13 protein-coding genes are annotated in these 16,736 nt (G+C 43.7%); 11 read left to right on the top strand and 2 right to left on the bottom strand.

The window, feature by feature from the left end; translation table 11 throughout:
• Window positions 1–368: 368 nt before the first annotated feature.
• Window positions 369–1,202 carry a lyso-glycine lipid O-acyltransferase GlsA gene (gene glsA / locus AC5RDS_RS01635; RefSeq protein ID WP_013611357.1) on the bottom strand — a complete coding sequence of 278 codons (834 nt, stop codon included), beginning with the start codon at window positions 1,200–1,202 and terminating at the stop codon, window positions 369–371.
• A gap of 240 nt (window positions 1,203–1,442) precedes the next feature.
• On the opposite strand from glsA, the gene AC5RDS_RS01630 reads away from it, so the two are divergent.
• The 11 genes from AC5RDS_RS01630 to AC5RDS_RS01580 all read left to right on the top strand — a co-directional run bounded on the left by AC5RDS_RS01630 (window position 1,443) and on the right by AC5RDS_RS01580 (window position 15,779).
• Window positions 1,443–3,128: a tetratricopeptide repeat protein gene (locus AC5RDS_RS01630; protein ID WP_013611356.1), complete on the top strand. Its 1,686-nt coding sequence runs from the start codon at window positions 1,443–1,445 to the stop codon at window positions 3,126–3,128.
• Window positions 3,129–3,452: 324 nt separating this feature from the next.
• Complete coding sequence (locus AC5RDS_RS01625; RefSeq protein ID WP_013611355.1) at window positions 3,453–4,781, top strand: KamA family radical SAM protein; 1,329 nt, start codon at window positions 3,453–3,455, stop codon at window positions 4,779–4,781.
• 60 nt (window positions 4,782–4,841) lie between these two features.
• Window positions 4,842–5,420: a rubrerythrin gene (gene rbr, locus AC5RDS_RS01620; protein WP_013611354.1), complete on the top strand. Its 579-nt coding sequence runs from the start codon at window positions 4,842–4,844 to the stop codon at window positions 5,418–5,420.
• A gap of 148 nt (window positions 5,421–5,568) precedes the next feature.
• Window positions 5,569–7,422: an OmpA family protein gene (locus tag AC5RDS_RS01615; protein WP_167535984.1), complete on the top strand. Its 1,854-nt coding sequence runs from the start codon at window positions 5,569–5,571 to the stop codon at window positions 7,420–7,422.
• A gap of 26 nt (window positions 7,423–7,448) precedes the next feature.
• A complete protein-coding gene (locus AC5RDS_RS01610) occupies window positions 7,449–8,192 on the top strand; it encodes a biotin--[acetyl-CoA-carboxylase] ligase (protein ID WP_013611352.1) in 744 nt (247 codons plus the stop codon).
• A 23-nt stretch (window positions 8,193–8,215) separates the two neighbouring features.
• Window positions 8,216–8,434: a hypothetical protein gene (locus AC5RDS_RS01605; protein WP_147348711.1), complete on the top strand. Its 219-nt coding sequence runs from the start codon at window positions 8,216–8,218 to the stop codon at window positions 8,432–8,434.
• A 300-nt stretch (window positions 8,435–8,734) separates the two neighbouring features.
• Entirely contained in the window at window positions 8,735–10,570 is a 1,836-nt protein-coding gene (locus tag AC5RDS_RS01600; protein ID WP_013611351.1) for a DNA topoisomerase IV subunit B, read from the top strand.
• A 201-nt stretch (window positions 10,571–10,771) separates the two neighbouring features.
• Entirely contained in the window at window positions 10,772–13,381 is a 2,610-nt protein-coding gene (locus tag AC5RDS_RS01595; protein ID WP_046403510.1) for a DNA gyrase/topoisomerase IV subunit A, read from the top strand.
• A gap of 10 nt (window positions 13,382–13,391) precedes the next feature.
• Window positions 13,392–13,850: a shikimate kinase gene (locus tag AC5RDS_RS01590; protein ID WP_046403512.1), complete on the top strand. Its 459-nt coding sequence runs from the start codon at window positions 13,392–13,394 to the stop codon at window positions 13,848–13,850.
• 324 nt (window positions 13,851–14,174) lie between these two features.
• Window positions 14,175–15,170 (top strand): MBL fold metallo-hydrolase, encoded by a 996-nt coding sequence (locus AC5RDS_RS01585; RefSeq protein WP_013611348.1) that lies wholly within the window; start codon window positions 14,175–14,177, stop codon window positions 15,168–15,170.
• Window positions 15,171–15,188: 18 nt separating this feature from the next.
• The gene (locus AC5RDS_RS01580) at window positions 15,189–15,779 is read left to right on the top strand and encodes a nitroreductase family protein (protein WP_013611347.1); all 591 of its coding nucleotides are present in this window, start codon (window positions 15,189–15,191) and stop codon (window positions 15,777–15,779) included.
• A 286-nt stretch (window positions 15,780–16,065) separates the two neighbouring features.
• On the opposite strand, the gene AC5RDS_RS01575 is transcribed toward AC5RDS_RS01580, so the two are convergent.
• Window positions 16,066–16,668 (bottom strand): nitroreductase family protein, encoded by a 603-nt coding sequence (locus AC5RDS_RS01575; protein WP_118106979.1) that lies wholly within the window; start codon window positions 16,666–16,668, stop codon window positions 16,066–16,068.
• Window positions 16,669–16,736 lie beyond the last annotated feature (68 nt).

Here is a 16,736-nt window from a genome sequence, read left to right as displayed (position 1 = left end):
TGTTTGATAGAAGTTTATACCTTTCAGGTCACAGTTCGTTTTCCATGCAGTGATAACGTGAGTCGGAGGTGTTCGTGTTCGGGGACCATTGGAGCTCTGTCGGGTGTCGTCTTGCTTTTTCTGAACGCCCGACCGGTGGTGTCTGACGAACGTAGTGAGGAGTTCCGCCGGTCAGTGATAGAAAGGGCTAGACGACCGACAGAAGCGACCGGGTCCCTAAACACGAACACCGAAGACGAATAAGTAACGACAGAATAATTCTACCTTTTTTAATTTGAAACAAACGTAACTTTTCCCGGAAAGTTACTTTGGGTTTCCGGTTTAACGGGTTGGAATGACGGTAAGAGTTCGCATCAGGCAAAAATACTTTACCGGCCTTCTTTCAGCAGATAAACTTTACGTTTGATTTCCTGAGCCCATTCGATCGGTTTTTTGCTTTTATCCAGACTTTCCCATTCGATCGGCTGTCCGATATAGAGCGTGAACGTGCGGTTACGTTGTTTAAACGTTTCATCCGGCAGGTAAAGCATTTCGATGTTGGCTTTCAGGCCGATTTTTTTCCGGAAATTCGCCAGGTTGTAAAAAAAGTTCGAATTTCTTCCATCGATAAAGATCGGGACAATATCCCGTCGATGCTGGATGGCTTTGGATACGAAACTTTTTTGCCATTCCAGGTCTTGGATGATCCCTTGTTGTTTACGGCTGACCAGACCGGCCGGAAACATGATCATCTGACAGTCGGAAGCATAAGCGTCTTCCAATGCAGAAACGGCGTCTTTCGCTTGGGCACCATGCTTGTTGACCGGTAAGAAAATGTTGTTCAGATTCTTTAGGTTTAATAAAAGATCGTTTACCGGAAATTTCAATTCCGGGTAACGTGTACCTAAAAAAGAGATTAAAATAATACCATCGGGTCCACCCAGAGGATGATTGGACACAAAAATATACCGGCCGTCGGGGGAAGGCAGGTTCGCTTCGCCGATCACCTGATAGGAAACATGGAGATATTCCAATATCGCATCGGAGAAGTCCAGCCCTTTCCGGTCACCGTAACGGGTAATAAAATCATTGATATCGTCTTGATGGATCACTTTTTTCAGATAGGAATAAATAAACCCGGGAATCATTTTGGCTACTCCCGGATTTTTGCTTCTGAAAAGTTGTTCGATATAGATCGGTTTTAAACCCTGATTATCTGCCATGAGTATCTTGTTTTAGTCGTAGAGTCGGATTGGTTTATAAACTTTAAGCGACGAAAGAGCAACTTTAAAAATTTTATAAACGAATTATACCTGCAAAGGTATAAATAAAACGGAATTTTTGAAAATCCTTCGTCACCTGCTCCCTTTTAGGGATGAAACTTTCGGTGAGGCTTTCCGTTAAAAGAGTAGGTAAGAGAAAACTGAATTAAAAACTGATAAGTTAAACTAAAAACGAGAAGTATGAAACGTACATTTTTAATGACGGGATTGGCAGTTTTGACACTGGCGTTTTTCATGACCGGATGTAATTCGATGAAAAAATTACAGAAGGAAGTGATCGAAACAGCCGTTGTGGGCTATGTTAATCCGGAACAATTGGAATCTGTGAATGGAGTGGTAAATTTCAATTATACCATCAATTTTGCTCCTAAACAGTTTGATAAAAAGATGATTCTGAAAATTACACCCAAAATTCAGTACGGTAGCCAGATGATGAATTTGCAACCGATGTTTTTACAGGGAGAAAATGTGAAAAACGCCAGTTATCCGGTGGTGAACTATGATAAAGGAACCAGTTTTACTCAGAAAATGTCCTTTAATTTCAAACCGGGAATGGAGGATGGAGTACTCTGGGCAGATATCGAAGCTATGCGCGGTAACAAGTCCTTTATGCTGAGCCCGGTAATCCTGAATAAAAATGGAATCAAAGTTTGGAAACAACCGGCATTCACGCTGGACGGAGTAAATTATGTTCCGGCTATGACCGAGACTTTTGTGAGTGATGTTCCGGCAGAGGCTGTCGGTGTGGTAAGTGGTTATGTGATGTTTCCACTGGGAAAATCTACGATTAGCCAGGCTGAACAAAATTCGCCGGTAATGACTCAGGCGGTGAAAGCCATGGAAAAAGTTTTGGCAGATAAGAATGCCAAAATTACGAATATGTTTATTTATGTATCCAATTCTCCCGAAGGTGCCGAACGTTTGAATAAGAACCTGGCCAATACCCGTTTCCGGTCTGCCAAGAGTTTCTTTGAAAAAGACCTGAAATTGCAGAATACACCGATGGCCCGTAATCCGAAATTTGTAGTTCAGCAAACGGTTACTGAAAACTGGAACGGTTTGTATATGCTTCTTGGAGATTCAAATATTAAGAACAAAGATCAGATTATCAAAGACTTGAAAAGTGCTCCGAATGCCACTGCCCGGAATAAAGTGATCGATTCTTATATCGCTAAAATTCCTGAATTGAAAGAGGTGATCCTTCCGGTCCTTCGCCGTGCCGATTTCTTCGTATTCTACACGGTTCCCACTACTGTACAGGAAGATGTGCAACTGACTTATTTTGTACCTCAGTTGACTGAAAAGACTCCGGCAGTGACCGCTCAGACCAATTGGCAGTTATTGAACGATCTGGCTGTGATGGCTATCAATAATAAAGAATATTCGAAAGCACAGAAAATACTGGAAGCAGCTGTTGCTTTGAAGCAGGATGCTACCGTAAACAATAACTTGGGGGTAATCCATGCACAAATGGGGCATAAACGGGAAGCTGCCCAATATTTCGACAAAGCCAAGATCCGGAAAGAAGCCCGTTATAATATGGGATTGATCCTGATGCAAAACGGAGAATATGCAAAAGCGATTCCCTATCTGAAAGATAAACCCAACATCAACCTGGCTTATGCTCAATTGATGAATAACGACAACCGCGCAGCTTTGGAGACTTTCCGTAAGATTAAAATGCAGAATGCGATGGATTATTATATGCAGGCTGTAGCTGCTGCCAGGATAAAAGATACCAAAGAAATGGCAGTCTCTTTGCAAAAGGCGATCCAGATGCAACCGGACCTGAAAAATTGGGCTGCTACCGATATTTCTTTCTATCCTTACAAAGGAGATCCTGTTTATATGCAGATTGTGAAATAAAATTGTATTTATGTTGTTCTGATAGAGGGGTGTTCGGGAAGCCGGCACCCCTTTTGAGTGGAAAAGAAAAAGAACGACAAGGGAGACCATTTGGAAATTTGAAAAAAATGTCGTAATTTTATAAACTTGATAAAATAGCATTTACTGATTACTGCGGGGTGTCTGTTTCGGATGGGGATTGCTCATCGCGAAGAACGTTCGGACTTTATCGATATTCAGCAGAAAGCTTGTGGCTCTGTTACTTTTCTGGTTAGAGGTACATTATTCTCACTCCCTGGGTGGAGTACTGGTCGATTGTATAATATTTATTTTAAAGGAAGTAGAATGGAACGAACTTATCAGGCTTATGGTCTGACAAATTATCGGAATATTCGTCAAATAACCCGTTTGAATAAGGAAGAATTACAGGCAATTGAGGTGGTTGGAAGGGTGTTACCGTTTAAGACGAATAACTATGTCGTGGAAGAACTGATCGATTGGGAACGGATAGATACAGACCCTATTTTTACCTTGAATTTTCCACGTCGTGAAATGTTATCGAAAAAGCATTTTTCAGTCGTTAGTAAATTATTGGCTCAAGAGGTCGGAAAAGAAGAATTTATAGCAGCAGTCAATGCTGTTCGTCTTGAATTGAATCCTAACCCCGCCGGCCAGGATCACAACGTACCTATGCTGGGGGATATCCGTTTGAAAGGTATACAGCATAAATATCGGGAAACCGTATTGTTTTTTCCGGCTCAGGGACAGACCTGTCATGCCTATTGTAGTTTTTGTTTTCGTTGGCCGCAGTTTTCCGGTATGAATGAGCTGAAGTTCGCAATGAAAGAAACGGACCTGTTATTGAAGTATCTGCGGTTGCATCCTCAGGTTACGGACGTATTATTCACCGGAGGGGATCCGATGACCATGAGCGCTTCCTTATTGTCGGCTTATATAGAACCTTTATTACAACCAGGATTAGAGCATATCCGTACGATCAGGATCGGTTCGAAAGCTTTGGCATACTGGCCCTACCGGTTTATTTCCGATGTGGATGCCGCTGAGGTATTGCGTTTATTTGAAAAAGTGACCGCTACCGGTAAAAACTTGTCTTTTCAGGCACATTTCAATCATCCGGTGGAACTTTCTACGGCAGCTGTATGCGAAGCTATCCGGCGGATCCGGAATACGGGCGCACAGATTCGTACCCAGTCTCCTTTATTGAGACACATCAACGATTCTCCGGAGATCTGGCGGGAGATGTGGCGGAAACAGGTCGACTTGAGTTGTATCCCTTATTATATGTTTGTGGCCCGGGATACCGGGGCTAAGCATTATTTTGAAATTCCTTTAGAGAAATGCTGGGATATTTTCCGTAAGGCTTATAGTCAGGTCAGCGGTATCTGCCGTACGGTGAGAGGACCGAGTATGAGCGACGAGCCGGGCAAAATCCAACTGCTGGGAGTGGCCGAAATCAAGGGAGAGAAAGTGTTTGTCCTGCGTTTTATCCAAGGTCGTAATCCGAAGTGGGTAGATATGCCTTTTTTTGCCGCCTATGATCCGAAAGCGACCTGGTTTAGTGAACTGCGTCCGGCTTTTGGAAAGGATTATTTCTTTTTTGAACATGAATTTCCAACTCGTCCGATGTATGGGGATGGATTTTTATTTGAATAATTTTAAACCTGTTTGTATTTTGAGCGTATAAGATTCAGCTATTCATTAAATATTAATCTTATGGACAAAATGATAAAAGGTACAGAAACAGAAAAGAGTTTGCTGAAAGCCTTTGCCGGAGAATCACAGGCAAAGAACCGTTATACTTTTTTCTCGGAGATTGCAAAGAAAGAAGGGTATGAGCAAATAGCCGGCATATTTTATGAGACCGCTTTACAGGAAGAAATGCATGCCAAACGATTCTTTAGCTACCTTGAAGGAGGAATGCTGGAAATCACAGCCGCTTATCCTGCCGGAGCTTTATTGGATACGTTGGCTAATCTGGCAGAAGCTGCCGACGGCGAACACGACGAGGCTTTCAATTTGTATCCGGCATTCGGGAAAATTGCCGAAGAGGAAGGCTTCAAAAAAGTGGCCGCAACTTTTAAATATGTGACCGAAGTGGAGAAGATGCATGAGCAACGTTACCTGAAATTATTACAAAATATACGGGATAATCTGGTCTTTTCCCGCCCGGAAGAAGTCCGCTGGTATTGCCGTAAATGCGGTTATGTACATGTCGGCAAAACTCCTCCCGAAATTTGTCCTTCCTGCCTGCATCCGAAAGGATATTTCGAACTGTTCCCCGATAACTATTAAAAAACGATTCGGTTGTATAAATCCGGCCTGTGTGAGGAATTTTTTCTTTACGCAGGTTTTTTGTTTCGAAGCGGGAGGTGAGGTCTTTAAAAATTTTCCGGTATCTTTGTAAAAATTTGAGCGGATGATAGCGGGAAATGGAACTAAAATGAAAGATAGGTGGAATATCGTTGGTTGTGTGTTATTTTGCTTTGTTGTTTTCGGTGTACAAGCACAACAGCAACATCCGGTAAATAAAAAGGCCTGGGGACTTTTCCAGCAGGCACGGGAGTCTTTTCGCGAAGGAGATAAGGAGAAAGCTTTGGGATTACTTTTGAAAGCAGAGACTTTCGATCAGGGTTTTTCACCCTTGTATCTGTTGAAAGCAGATATATACAACAAAAAAGGAGATAAGATTCAGGAAATCCGTGCTATCGAAACGGCTTTGGCTTTGGATTCTCTGAAAAGTCATCCTTATTATTATTTTATTTTGGCCGAATATTATTTCGATGAAGCCGATTACGGAAAAGCTTTGGCACATTACGGGCGGTATCTGAGTTGGGATAAACGCTTGCAGGTAAAGGCAGTGGCGGAGCGACAGATGGAAAATTGCCGGTTTGCCCTGGAGGCTTTGCGGACCCAAACCAAACAACCTCCCGAAGTGTTTTATGAGGCCGGATGCCCGGTGTATTGGCCGGCATTGGATGTGACCGGACAAACCTTCTTGTTTACCGAACAGGCCGGCGAACAAGAAACGATGTGGATGTTGCAAGGCGACAGACGCTATGCGTTGAATTTTTCCGGTAGAGAAAATTATGGGGCTCCTTCACTGACAGCCGATGGGCGAATGATGTATTTTTCCAGGGAAAACGGCCGGAATAGTTTTGATATTTATGTGGCTTACCGCTTGTCGGATACGTCCTGGTCGGAACCGGTCAATCTGGGCGCCCCGGTCAATACCGATGGCTGGGAGGCTCAACCGGCGGTATCGGCCGACGGTACACGTTTGTATTTTGCTTCTACCCGTGAGGGAGGGAGAGGGGGAAGCGATATTTGGTTTTCGTATTTGCTAAGGCGGGAGGCGGACGGACGACAGTTGTGGTCACAGCCGCGTTGCCTTTATTTTAATACCGGAGGAGATGAAATGGCCCCTTTCCTGTATTTCGATAATAAAACGTTGTTTTTTGCTTCCGACGGATATGCGGGGATGGGACGGAAAGATATCTATAAAGTGGACGTGGAACAGGTGACCCCACCGCTGAATATCGGTATTACAGTGAATACCCAAAGGGATGAATTCGGGTTTATGGTGGATGCTAGCGGTCAATGGGGATATTTTTCGTCGGATATCAGCGGGAAACGTTGTATTTACCGATATCGGCTAGGAGAAGAGGTGGCTTGTCCGCCTGCCTCTTATTTGAGGCTGTTGACTGTAAATGAAGCCGGTGAGCCGGTAATACCCGATGGGTTGACATTAACAGAAGTGGGGACCGGTGATACCCTGGCTTGTTACGACCGGGTCGATGCCCGGACGGATATGCTGGCTTGTATTCCTGTGAATAAATTATTATGGGTGAGCGCTGTTAAACAGGGCTATTTGTATTATTCGGATACCCTGCAAGTGAAAGAAAATACGAGAGAAAATCCCCGAATCTATACGCTCTGTTTAAGACCGATCCAAAAAGAACAGACATTGGTTCTCAAGGGAATCTTTTTTGATGTCGACGACTATCGGTTACGGCCCGAATCTTATCCGGAATTACGGCAATTGGTCGTGTTTCTTAAACAGAATCCTGAGGTAAAGATCGAGATATCCGGCCATACCGATAATACGGGGAGTGATCAACATAATTATCGGCTGTCGGAAAATCGGGCTTTCGAGGTGTATAAATATTTGTTCTTGAATCATATTCAGAAGGAACGGATGGAATATAAAGGATATGGCAAGGATCGCCCCTTGAGGACTAATGATACGGAAGAGGGGAGAAAGGAGAATAGGAGGACGGAGATTAGGGTAAGGTGAAAAGAGAATAAAATATACGATAGGGTATGAAAAGATATGAAGTGAGTGGGTTCGGGGTAATGGAATATGAGGAGGTTGCTTCGACCAATAGTCTGGCGGAAAAATTGCCGCTGAGTGAATTGAAAGATAAACAGGTGATTTTGACCTGGCGACAGACACAGGGGCGTGGGCAGGCTACGAATCGGTGGGAGAGTGCCCCGGGAAAGAATATTTCAATGACGGTGATTTTCCGTCCGGAGTGTCTGGAGGCAGGAAAACAGTTTGCCGTGTCGATGGTGATCGCTTTGGGGTGTCTCGATTTTTTAAGCCATTATGTCGAGGGGGTGACGGTGAAATGGCCGAACGATGTGTATGTGGGGGAAAGGAAGATTTCAGGTATCCTGATCGAACACCGGGTGGCCGGAGCTCATATTCAAAGTTCGTTGTGTGGTATCGGGGTGAATATTAATCAGGAACAATTTTTATCGGACGCCCCTAATCCGGTGTCTTTATTTCAATTACTCGGTCGGGAACTTCCCTTACAGGAGGTTCTGGAAGAGCTGTTGGAATGTATCGGGAAGAGATATGAACAGATTCATCGGTATGCCGAACTGGAAAATGACTTTTTACGGCATATGTACCGGTCTACCGGAATATATGATTTTGAAGATGAACGTGGAATCTTCCGGGCTTCGGTCGGAGGAATCGATGAATATGGCCAGCTGATCCTGAAAGATACGGATGGGCGGGAAAGGGTATATGCATTCAAAGAAGTGAGATATGTCTGCTGATTTCTCCTATACGTTGCGGTCTTGTGTTTTCAGTTGTTATACCGGGTTTATTCCGGAAAGGCTGGGTATGGGCTGATCAATACCTCTCTGACTTTAATCTCACTTTCTTTTCGGATTCTTTCGACCGGGGAAGTCATTTGTTTTCAGGATTGATCCAGTTTATCTATACCTGTCGTTTCTACTTTACCCGTAAGCCTTTCCGAATAAGTATGCGGAAAGATCGGAAGCAGGTTACTTTCTGAAAAATGCTTGGAAAAACCGGAAAAAACCGAAAAACCGGGTAGGGAAATCAGTAAAATTTGATTATTTTTGCATGACAGTCCAAAAAACGGTTTATGCATTGAATACAGCAGGTGCTTTTTTACGGTCGCCGATGTGCCCATTGGGATTGAAAGTCCCGTGAACAAAGCGCCCCTGGCAGTCTTAGGCTTTATATACTTTAAGTGCCGAAAGAGCACTTTGGCAACTTTATGAACCGAATTGAAACAATATGTTTTAGTGCTGAAAGGGATGGACTTAATAAACTTTATAGATAAAATTTGATGGTTGAGAATTATTCGGAAGATTCGATCAGGACGCTGGATTGGCAGGAACACATCCGGTTGCGGCCGGGGATGTATATCGGTAAACTAGGAGACGGTTCGGCGCCTGACGATGGGATTTATATTTTGGTGAAAGAGGTGGTGGATAACTCCATCGACGAATTTGCCATGGGAGCCGGTACAGAGATTACGATTAAGGTAGAAGACCGTAAGGTGAGCGTTCGGGACTTCGGCCGGGGTATTCCTTTAGGCAAACTGGTAGATGCTTCATCTAAAATGAATACCGGAGCAAAATATGATTCGGAAGCTTTCAAAAAATCTGTCGGTTTGAATGGCGTCGGTATTAAAGCGGTGAATGCTTTGTCGGAGAGCTTTGAGATTCAGTCGTTCCGGGATGGCGAGACCAAATATGTGCGTTATTGCCGTGCAAAAATTGTAGAGGAAAGGAAGATCGAACCGACTGACCAGCCGAACGGTACACAGGTAACCTTTTTCGCCGATAAGGACATTTTCGGGAATTACCATTACATTGCCGAATATCTCGAAGCGATGGTGAAGAACTATGTATTTCTGAACACCGGTTTAACCATATTCTTCAATGACCATAAATATTACTCCAAGCGGGGATTGTATGATCTGCTGATGGAAAATATGAGCGGAGAAGGCTTGTATCCGATCATCCATCTGAAAGGTGAGGATATCGAAATGGCTATGACGCACGGACGGCAATATGGGGAAGAATATTACTCGTTTGTCAACGGGCAGCATACCACACAGGGAGGAACCCATTTGAGTGCTTTCCGGGAAGCGGTGGCCAAGACGATCCGGGATTTTTATAAAAAAGATTTCGAAATATCGGATATCCGTACTTCTATTATCGGGGCGATCAGTATAAAAGTACAGGAACCGGTGTTCGAGTCGCAGACGAAGACGAAACTGGGTTCGAAAGATATAAGGCCCGACGGTCCTACCGTACGTAACTTTATCATGGATTTCGTGACCAGGGAATTGGATAATTATTTACACCGGAATCCGGATACAGCCGAATTGTTGTTACGGAAAATCGTCGAGACGGAGAAAGAACGTAAAGCCATGTCCGGTGTGCAGAAGATTGCACGCGAGAGAGCGAAGCAGGTGAGCCTGCACAACCGGAAGTTGCGGGATTGCCGGGTGCACTTCAATTCCAATCACGAACGGAAAAACGAATCTTCGATTTTTATTACAGAGGGAGATTCGGCCAGCGGATCTATTACGAAATCCCGGGATGTGAATACTCAGGCTGTGTTCAGCTTACGCGGTAAACCGCTCAATTCCTACGGGCTGACCAAAGAAATAGTCTACAAAAATGAAGAATTCAATTTATTGCAGGCTGCTTTGAATATTGAAGACGGGTTGGAAGAACTGCGGTACAACAATGTCATTGTGGCCACGGATGCCGATGTCGACGGTATGCATATCCGCTTGTTGTTGCTGACCTTCTTTCTGCAATTTTTCCCCGATCTGGTGAGGGCCGGGCATGTATACATTTTGCAAACTCCTCTGTTCCGGGTCAGGAATAAAAAAGAAACCCGCTATTGTTACTCCGATGCCGAGCGTGAAAATGCCATCCAAAAGTTAGGTCCGAAACCTGAGATTACAAGGTTTAAAGGACTGGGAGAAATTTCTCCGAATGAGTTCGTACATTTTATCGGAAAAGATATTCGTTTGGAACCGGTACGTCTTTCAAAAGGAGATTCGATCGATGAGGTGTTGAGTTATTATATGGGAAAAAATACACCGGAACGTCAGGATTTTATTATCGACAATCTGTATATTGAAAAGGATGAATTAAGGTAATTTTGAAATAGTGTTATGGGCGAGGATATAATTGACATGGATTTGAATATGGAGGGGGGACGTAAAGAAACTGACGAAGAAGGGAAAGAGATAGCGGCCGGGACCGATCGTTCGGCCTCGGAACAGACAGCGCCTTACGAGGCTGAAGCGGCAGGAACAGAACAACACATAGAAGACGACGAGGAAATCCCTCAACTGATCATGGAGCATTCGGGAGAAGAAAGTGGGAAGATTCGTTCTATTCAGCATCTGGACGGGATGTACCAAAAGTGGTTTCTGGACTATGCTTCCTATGTTATTCTCGAACGGGCCGTCCCTTACGTGAACGATGGTTTGAAACCTGTACAGCGACGGATTCTGCACTCTATGCGCGAACTGGATGACGGGCGTTACAATAAGGTTGCCAATATTATCGGTAATACCATGAAATACCATCCTCATGGAGATGCTTCGATCGGAGATGCGCTGGTGCAACTCGGACAAAAAGATTTATTGATCGATTGTCAGGGAAACTGGGGGAATATTCTGACCGGAGACGGGGCTGCTGCTCCCCGTTATATAGAGGCCCGCTTGTCTAAATTTGCCCTCGAAGTGGTATTTAATCCCAAGACAACGAATTGGAAACCTTCGTATGACGGACGTAATCGTGAGCCCATCACCTTACCTATAAAATTTCCTTTATTGTTGGCTCAGGGAGTCGAAGGGATTGCCGTCGGTCTGGCTTCTAAAATATTACCTCATAATTTCAACGAGCTGATAGATGCCTGTATCGCTCATCTGAAGCACGAAGATTTTGTGTTGTATCCGGATTTTCCTACCGGTGGAATGATCGATGTCAGCAAGTATTGTGACGGTATGCGGGGAGGAAATGTTAAAATCAGAGCGAAAATCGAGAAAGATAATAATAATAGGGCACTAAAGATTACTGAAATACCCTTCGGACGTACGACCTCGAGTTTGATCGACAGCATTATCAAAGCCAATGAGAAAGGAAAGATTAAAATCAAAAAAATCGATGATAATACGGCCCGGGATGTTGAAATATTGATTCAACTGGCCCCTGGAGTCTCTTCCGATAAGACGATCGACGCTTTGTATGCTTTCACCGATTGTGAATTATCGATTTCACCCAATTCTTGTGTCATCGAGGAGGAAAAACCCCGGTTTATGCCGATCTCCGATATTTTGCGGCAGTCGGCAGACGATACGGTTGCCCTATTGAAACTGGAGCTGGAGATCCGTTTGAAAGAATTGCTGGAAGATCTGCATTATGTGTCTCTGGAACGTATCTTTATCGAAGAACGCATCTATAAAGACAAGCAGTTTGAAGAAAGCGAAACCATGGAGTTGGTTATCGCTCATGTACACCGGCGGTTACAGCCTTTCTTACCGGAACTCTACCGGGAGGTGACCGATGACGATGTGAAAAAATTGCTGGAGATCAAGATGAAACGAATCCTGAAGTTTAGCTCTGAAGAAGCCGATCATTATATCCGGAGTCTGAATGAAGAGATTGCTGTGGTGAAACATAATATCGAACACATCATTCCTTATTCTATCGCTTATTATGAACGGATAAAAGCGAAATACGGGAAAGGACGGGAAAGGAAAACGGAAATCCGTAATTTCGAAAATATCGAAGCCGCTAAGGTCGTCATCGCAAATGAAAAGCTTTACATCAACCGGGAAGAAGGTTTTATCGGAACGGCCTTGAAGAAAGACGAGTTTATCTGCGAGTGCTCGGATATGGATGATGTGATTGTCTTTAAGAAAGACGGTACCTATTATGTGACGAAGGTGGCCGATAAGATATTCGTCGGTAAGGATGTTCAATATGTGAATGTTTTCAAAAAGAACGATAAACGTACGATTTATAATGTCGTATACCGGGACGGTAAATATGGGGCTTCTTATGTGAAGCGTTTCAATGTTACCGGTGTGACCCGGGATAAAGTGTATAACCTGACTAAAGGTACCGCCGGATCCCGGATTTTGCATTTTTCTGCCAATCCCAACGGGGAGGCCGAAGTGATTAAAGTTTGCCTGAAACCGAAACCCAGTATAAAGAAACTGGTATTCGAATATGATTTTGCTGCGCTGTCGATCAAAGGGCGTGATTCTCAGGGGAATACACTGACAAAGAACGATGTCCACAAGATCAGTGTCGTGCAAAAAGGAGTATCTACTTTGGGCGGGTGTAAAATCTGGCTGGATGAAGATGTGTTGCGTTTGAATACCGATAGCCGGGGAAAATACCTGGGAGAATTCCAGGGAGAGGACCGGATTCTGGTTGTAAATAAGAATGGTACTTACCATACGACCGATTTTGATCTGAATAATCATTATGACGAAGGATATATCGTTTTTGAAAAGTTCGAGGCCGATAAGGTTTGGTCGGCGGTTTTCTTCGATGCCGAACAGAATTATTATTACCTGAAACGTTTCCGTTTCGAGGATTGTGTGAAACTGAATTCCATCATCGGTGAGGTGGAAGGCTCCCGTTTGATCTGTCTGAGTGACGAGAGACATCCTCGTTTTGAAGTGATATTCGGTGGAAAATATGAAGCCCGGCCTGCCGATGTGATTGTGGCCGACGAATTTATCGGTGAGAAATCATTTAAAGCACGCGGTAAACGGATCACAACCTTCGAGGTGAATGAAATTCGTGAAATAGAACCTTTGCTGAAGGAAGGAGAGGCCGACGAGATCAATACGGATATCGAATTTGAAGTGACTAATCCGGAAGAGATTGCCGGCGACGAACAAATGAAGCTCGATTTTGAAAATACGGATAATCCGGATGAAATATAATGTCGGGACTATGAAGTATTTTTTAGTCGGTTATATGGCCTGCGGGAAGACCCGCAGGGGAAAAGTGATAGCGGAAGAACAGGGGGTCCGGTTTATCGATTTGGATGCTTATATTGTCGAACGTGAAAATAGGAGTATCTCTGAAATTTTTGCTGCGATCGGAGAAGCCGGATTTCGAAGGTTAGAGACTTTTTACTTAAAAGAGGTTTGTGAACTATATCAGGATTTTGTCCTCTCGACAGGGGGAGGAACCCCCTGTTTCAATGATAATATGGCGTATATGAATGCGCAGGGAATCACCTTGTTTCTGAATACGGATACGGATACGATCGTAGAACGGCTGATTCGGGGAAAACATAAACGCCCGATCGTCAGCAAGCTCGAAGACCATGAAATCCGGGATTTTGTCCTCCGGCATTTGAAAGAACGCCTGCCTTTTTATAAGCAAGCCCAAAAAATTATCGTTTAAATAGTAGAATTATTCTGTCGTTACTTATTCGTCTTCGGTGATCGGAATTGGCGAACCGGTCTGACGGTATAAAACCCGAAATCGGAATAGATAGAAAAAAATAAACCTACGTTTATTAGTGTAAATATGTATATAACTGCCTTACTTCTTTTAGGGTGAAGGGCATTTGTCAGAAATGAGATGCTCCGGGCCCGTTTTATTTTTTCTGTTAAAATATCGGATTTAAAAATAACAGTCTGTTCATGTTTTTTAGTTTTGATTATTTCTCGGAATAAGAGATGAAAACGTATATTTGTTGCACAAAGTAACCTAAAATAATTTATCATGGGAGAGCGGATTACTTTTCGGCGGAACGAAGGGCTTATTACAGTAAAGCCTTATTGGAGGGGAAATCCTGTGGTAAAGGGACGTTTTGTGAATCGGCAACATCGCTCTAAACAGGGGATCGGTAATGTTTTGAAATGGCGTTTTTCGCCCAATCCCCAACGTAAAGAGAAACGGAACGAAAATTGGGAACCTCAACTTTTTCCACTGCATAGTTTACAAGGGATTAGCGGTGATGCGTTGGCTTGGTTAGGACATAATTCTTTCTTTATGCAGTTGGGTGGTAAACGGATCATGTTCGACCCGGTCTTTGGCAATATTCCGTTCGTCCGTCGTAAGAGTAAATTTCCTGCCGATCCGGATATTTTCAAAGAGATCGATTACTTGCTGATCAGCCATGACCATTTCGATCATATGGACAAACCCAGTATTATCCGTTTATATGAGAACAATCCCCGGATGAAAGTATTTTGTGGTCTGGGAATGAGGGATTTGATCCGGGGCTGGCTGCCCGATATTCAGGTGATAGAAGCCGGATGGTATCAGCGTTGGGAGGAAGGACGGTTGAAAATTACTTTTTTGCCTGCTCAACATTGGAGCAAACGTTCTTTAAACGACGGAGGACTGCGTTTGTGGGGAGCTTTTATGTTGCAGACCGATGACTTGTCGGTGTATTATGGGGGAGATACCGGCTATTCCTCTCATTTTACCGAAATAGAAGAATTGTTCGGTGCTCCGGATTATGCTTTACTGGGTATCGGAGCTTACAAACCCCGTTGGTTTATGCAAGCGAACCATATTTCGCCTTATGATTCCTTGACGGCTGCTTCGCAGATGAAAGCCCGGATAACGATCCCTATGCATTATGGGACATTCGATTTATCCGACGAACCCCTGAGTGACCCGCCTGCTGTATTTGCCGAAGAGGCCGGCAAAAGGAATATACAGGTAAAGATTCCGGCTTTAGGGGAAATTGTAAAGCTTCGGAAAAGATGATTTATAAATTCCTATTATATGAAAACAACTTTATTACTTATCGTATCTTTTATTTTTTTAGTTATGACAGCATGTAATTCAGAGAAAAAAGAAAGTAAAATCCAGACGAAGGATGCCTTGGAAAATATTATGGGCCGGAAAAGTGTAAGAAAATATTTACCCAAACCGGTAGAAAAGGAGAAAATTGAGGTATTATTGAAGGCAGGAATGGCTGCTCCGAGTGGTAAAGATGTCCGGCCTTGGGAATTGATCGTCATCGACGACCGGGAAGTGCTCGATTCTATGGCTGCTGTGTTGCCTTATGCCAAAATGTTGAAAGAAGCTCCGATGGCTATCGTCGTTTGTGGGGATACTACTAAATCTTCTTATTGGTATCTGGATTGTTCGGCTGTTACTCAAAATATCTTGCTGGCTGCGGAAGCGATCGGATTAGGAGCTGTCTGGACCGCTACATATCCTTATGCAGATCGCATGGAAGTCGTGAAAAAATATACGGGAATTCCGGAACAAATTAATTCATTGTGTGTGATTCCCGTAGGATATCCGGCTATGCCTCATAGTCCGAAAGATAAATGGGATGCTTCGAAGGTTCATATGAATAAGTGGTAGAAGAAACGTTATCCTTATACCATTCGGATGACCTGATTTGCCAGTGATCTCGGGGTTAAAAGAAAAGGTGTTTATATACATGTTTATCCTAAACCCAGGTATATTTTTTCTTTCTGTTCCGATTCCGGATTTTGTGTCGTCAGACCGGTTCGCCTGGACCGGTCCGTTAAGGCTTTCCTTCACTGACCGGCAGAAGCGACCGGGTCCCCGAACACGAACACCGGAGACGGATAAGTAACGACAGAATAATTCTATGTTTATAAGTGTAAATATGTGTATCATTGCCTTATTTAAATACCCTTACCCTGTCGCATAAAGGTTTGTATTCTTTCTTTTGGGGTGGTTCCAGCGGTAAACCGAAAGGCATCTGTGCAATCAATTCCCAGGTGGCAGGTAATTTCCAGGTGGCAATAACCTCTTTGTCGATCAGGGAATTGTAATGTTGCAGGGAGGCTCCGAATCCGGCGTCTTCGAGCATAGTCCAGACGGCCAGTTGATGCATCCCTGAGGTATGCTGGGACCATTGCGGAAATTTTTCGTGATATAAAGGGAAAGCTTTCTGTAAACCTTCGATTATAGCGGTGTCCTCAAAAAATAATACCGTACCGTAACCGGCTGCGAACGATTTATTGATTTTTGCTTCGGTAGAAGCATAAGCGGCTGCCGGGATCGTCTTTTTTAGCGTATTCCGGACAATGTCCCAAAGCCGTCGATGCTGTTCCCTCAATAATAGTACCATCCGTGTGGATTGGGAATTGAAAGCAGAGGGAGTATGAAGAGCGGCAAAATCTAAAATTTCCTCGATCTCAGCATCAGGAATTGTGGTTTGATTATCTATCGCGTAATAACTTCTGCGATGCTTTAAAGCTTCTTTAAGGTTCCTTTCCATGATATTTCATTTTATGTTTACACGGTATACGTAAATTTTGCTATCTTTGTGGCGACTTTTCAAAAAAA

The sequence above is a fragment of the Odoribacter sp. genome, assembly GCF_985060555.1.
This window is presented reverse-complemented; position numbering and strand designations above follow the sequence as displayed.

Bases quoted from the DNA above. Each gene is read 5' to 3' on its own strand.
- AC5RDS_RS01580 (WP_013611347.1), top strand. From the start codon at position 15,189: ATGAAAACAACTTTATTACTTATCGTATCTTTTATTTTTTTAGTTATG.
- AC5RDS_RS01625 (WP_013611355.1), top strand. From the start codon at position 3,453: ATGGAACGAACTTATCAGGCTTATGGTCTGACAAATTATCGGAATATT.
- AC5RDS_RS01630 (WP_013611356.1), top strand. From the start codon at position 1,443: ATGAAACGTACATTTTTAATGACGGGATTGGCAGTTTTGACACTGGCG.
- AC5RDS_RS01575 (WP_118106979.1), bottom strand. From the start codon at position 16,668: ATGGAAAGGAACCTTAAAGAAGCTTTAAAGCATCGCAGAAGTTATTAC.
- AC5RDS_RS01610 (WP_013611352.1), top strand. From the start codon at position 7,449: ATGAAAAGATATGAAGTGAGTGGGTTCGGGGTAATGGAATATGAGGAG.
- AC5RDS_RS01590 (WP_046403512.1), top strand. From the start codon at position 13,392: ATGAAGTATTTTTTAGTCGGTTATATGGCCTGCGGGAAGACCCGCAGG.
- AC5RDS_RS01585 (WP_013611348.1), top strand. From the start codon at position 14,175: ATGGGAGAGCGGATTACTTTTCGGCGGAACGAAGGGCTTATTACAGTA.
- AC5RDS_RS01615 (WP_167535984.1), top strand. From the start codon at position 5,569: ATGAAAGATAGGTGGAATATCGTTGGTTGTGTGTTATTTTGCTTTGTT.
- glsA (WP_013611357.1), bottom strand. From the start codon at position 1,202: ATGGCAGATAATCAGGGTTTAAAACCGATCTATATCGAACAACTTTTC.
- AC5RDS_RS01600 (WP_013611351.1), top strand. From the start codon at position 8,735: ATGGTTGAGAATTATTCGGAAGATTCGATCAGGACGCTGGATTGGCAG.
- AC5RDS_RS01595 (WP_046403510.1), top strand. From the start codon at position 10,772: ATGGAGCATTCGGGAGAAGAAAGTGGGAAGATTCGTTCTATTCAGCAT.
- rbr (WP_013611354.1), top strand. From the start codon at position 4,842: ATGGACAAAATGATAAAAGGTACAGAAACAGAAAAGAGTTTGCTGAAA.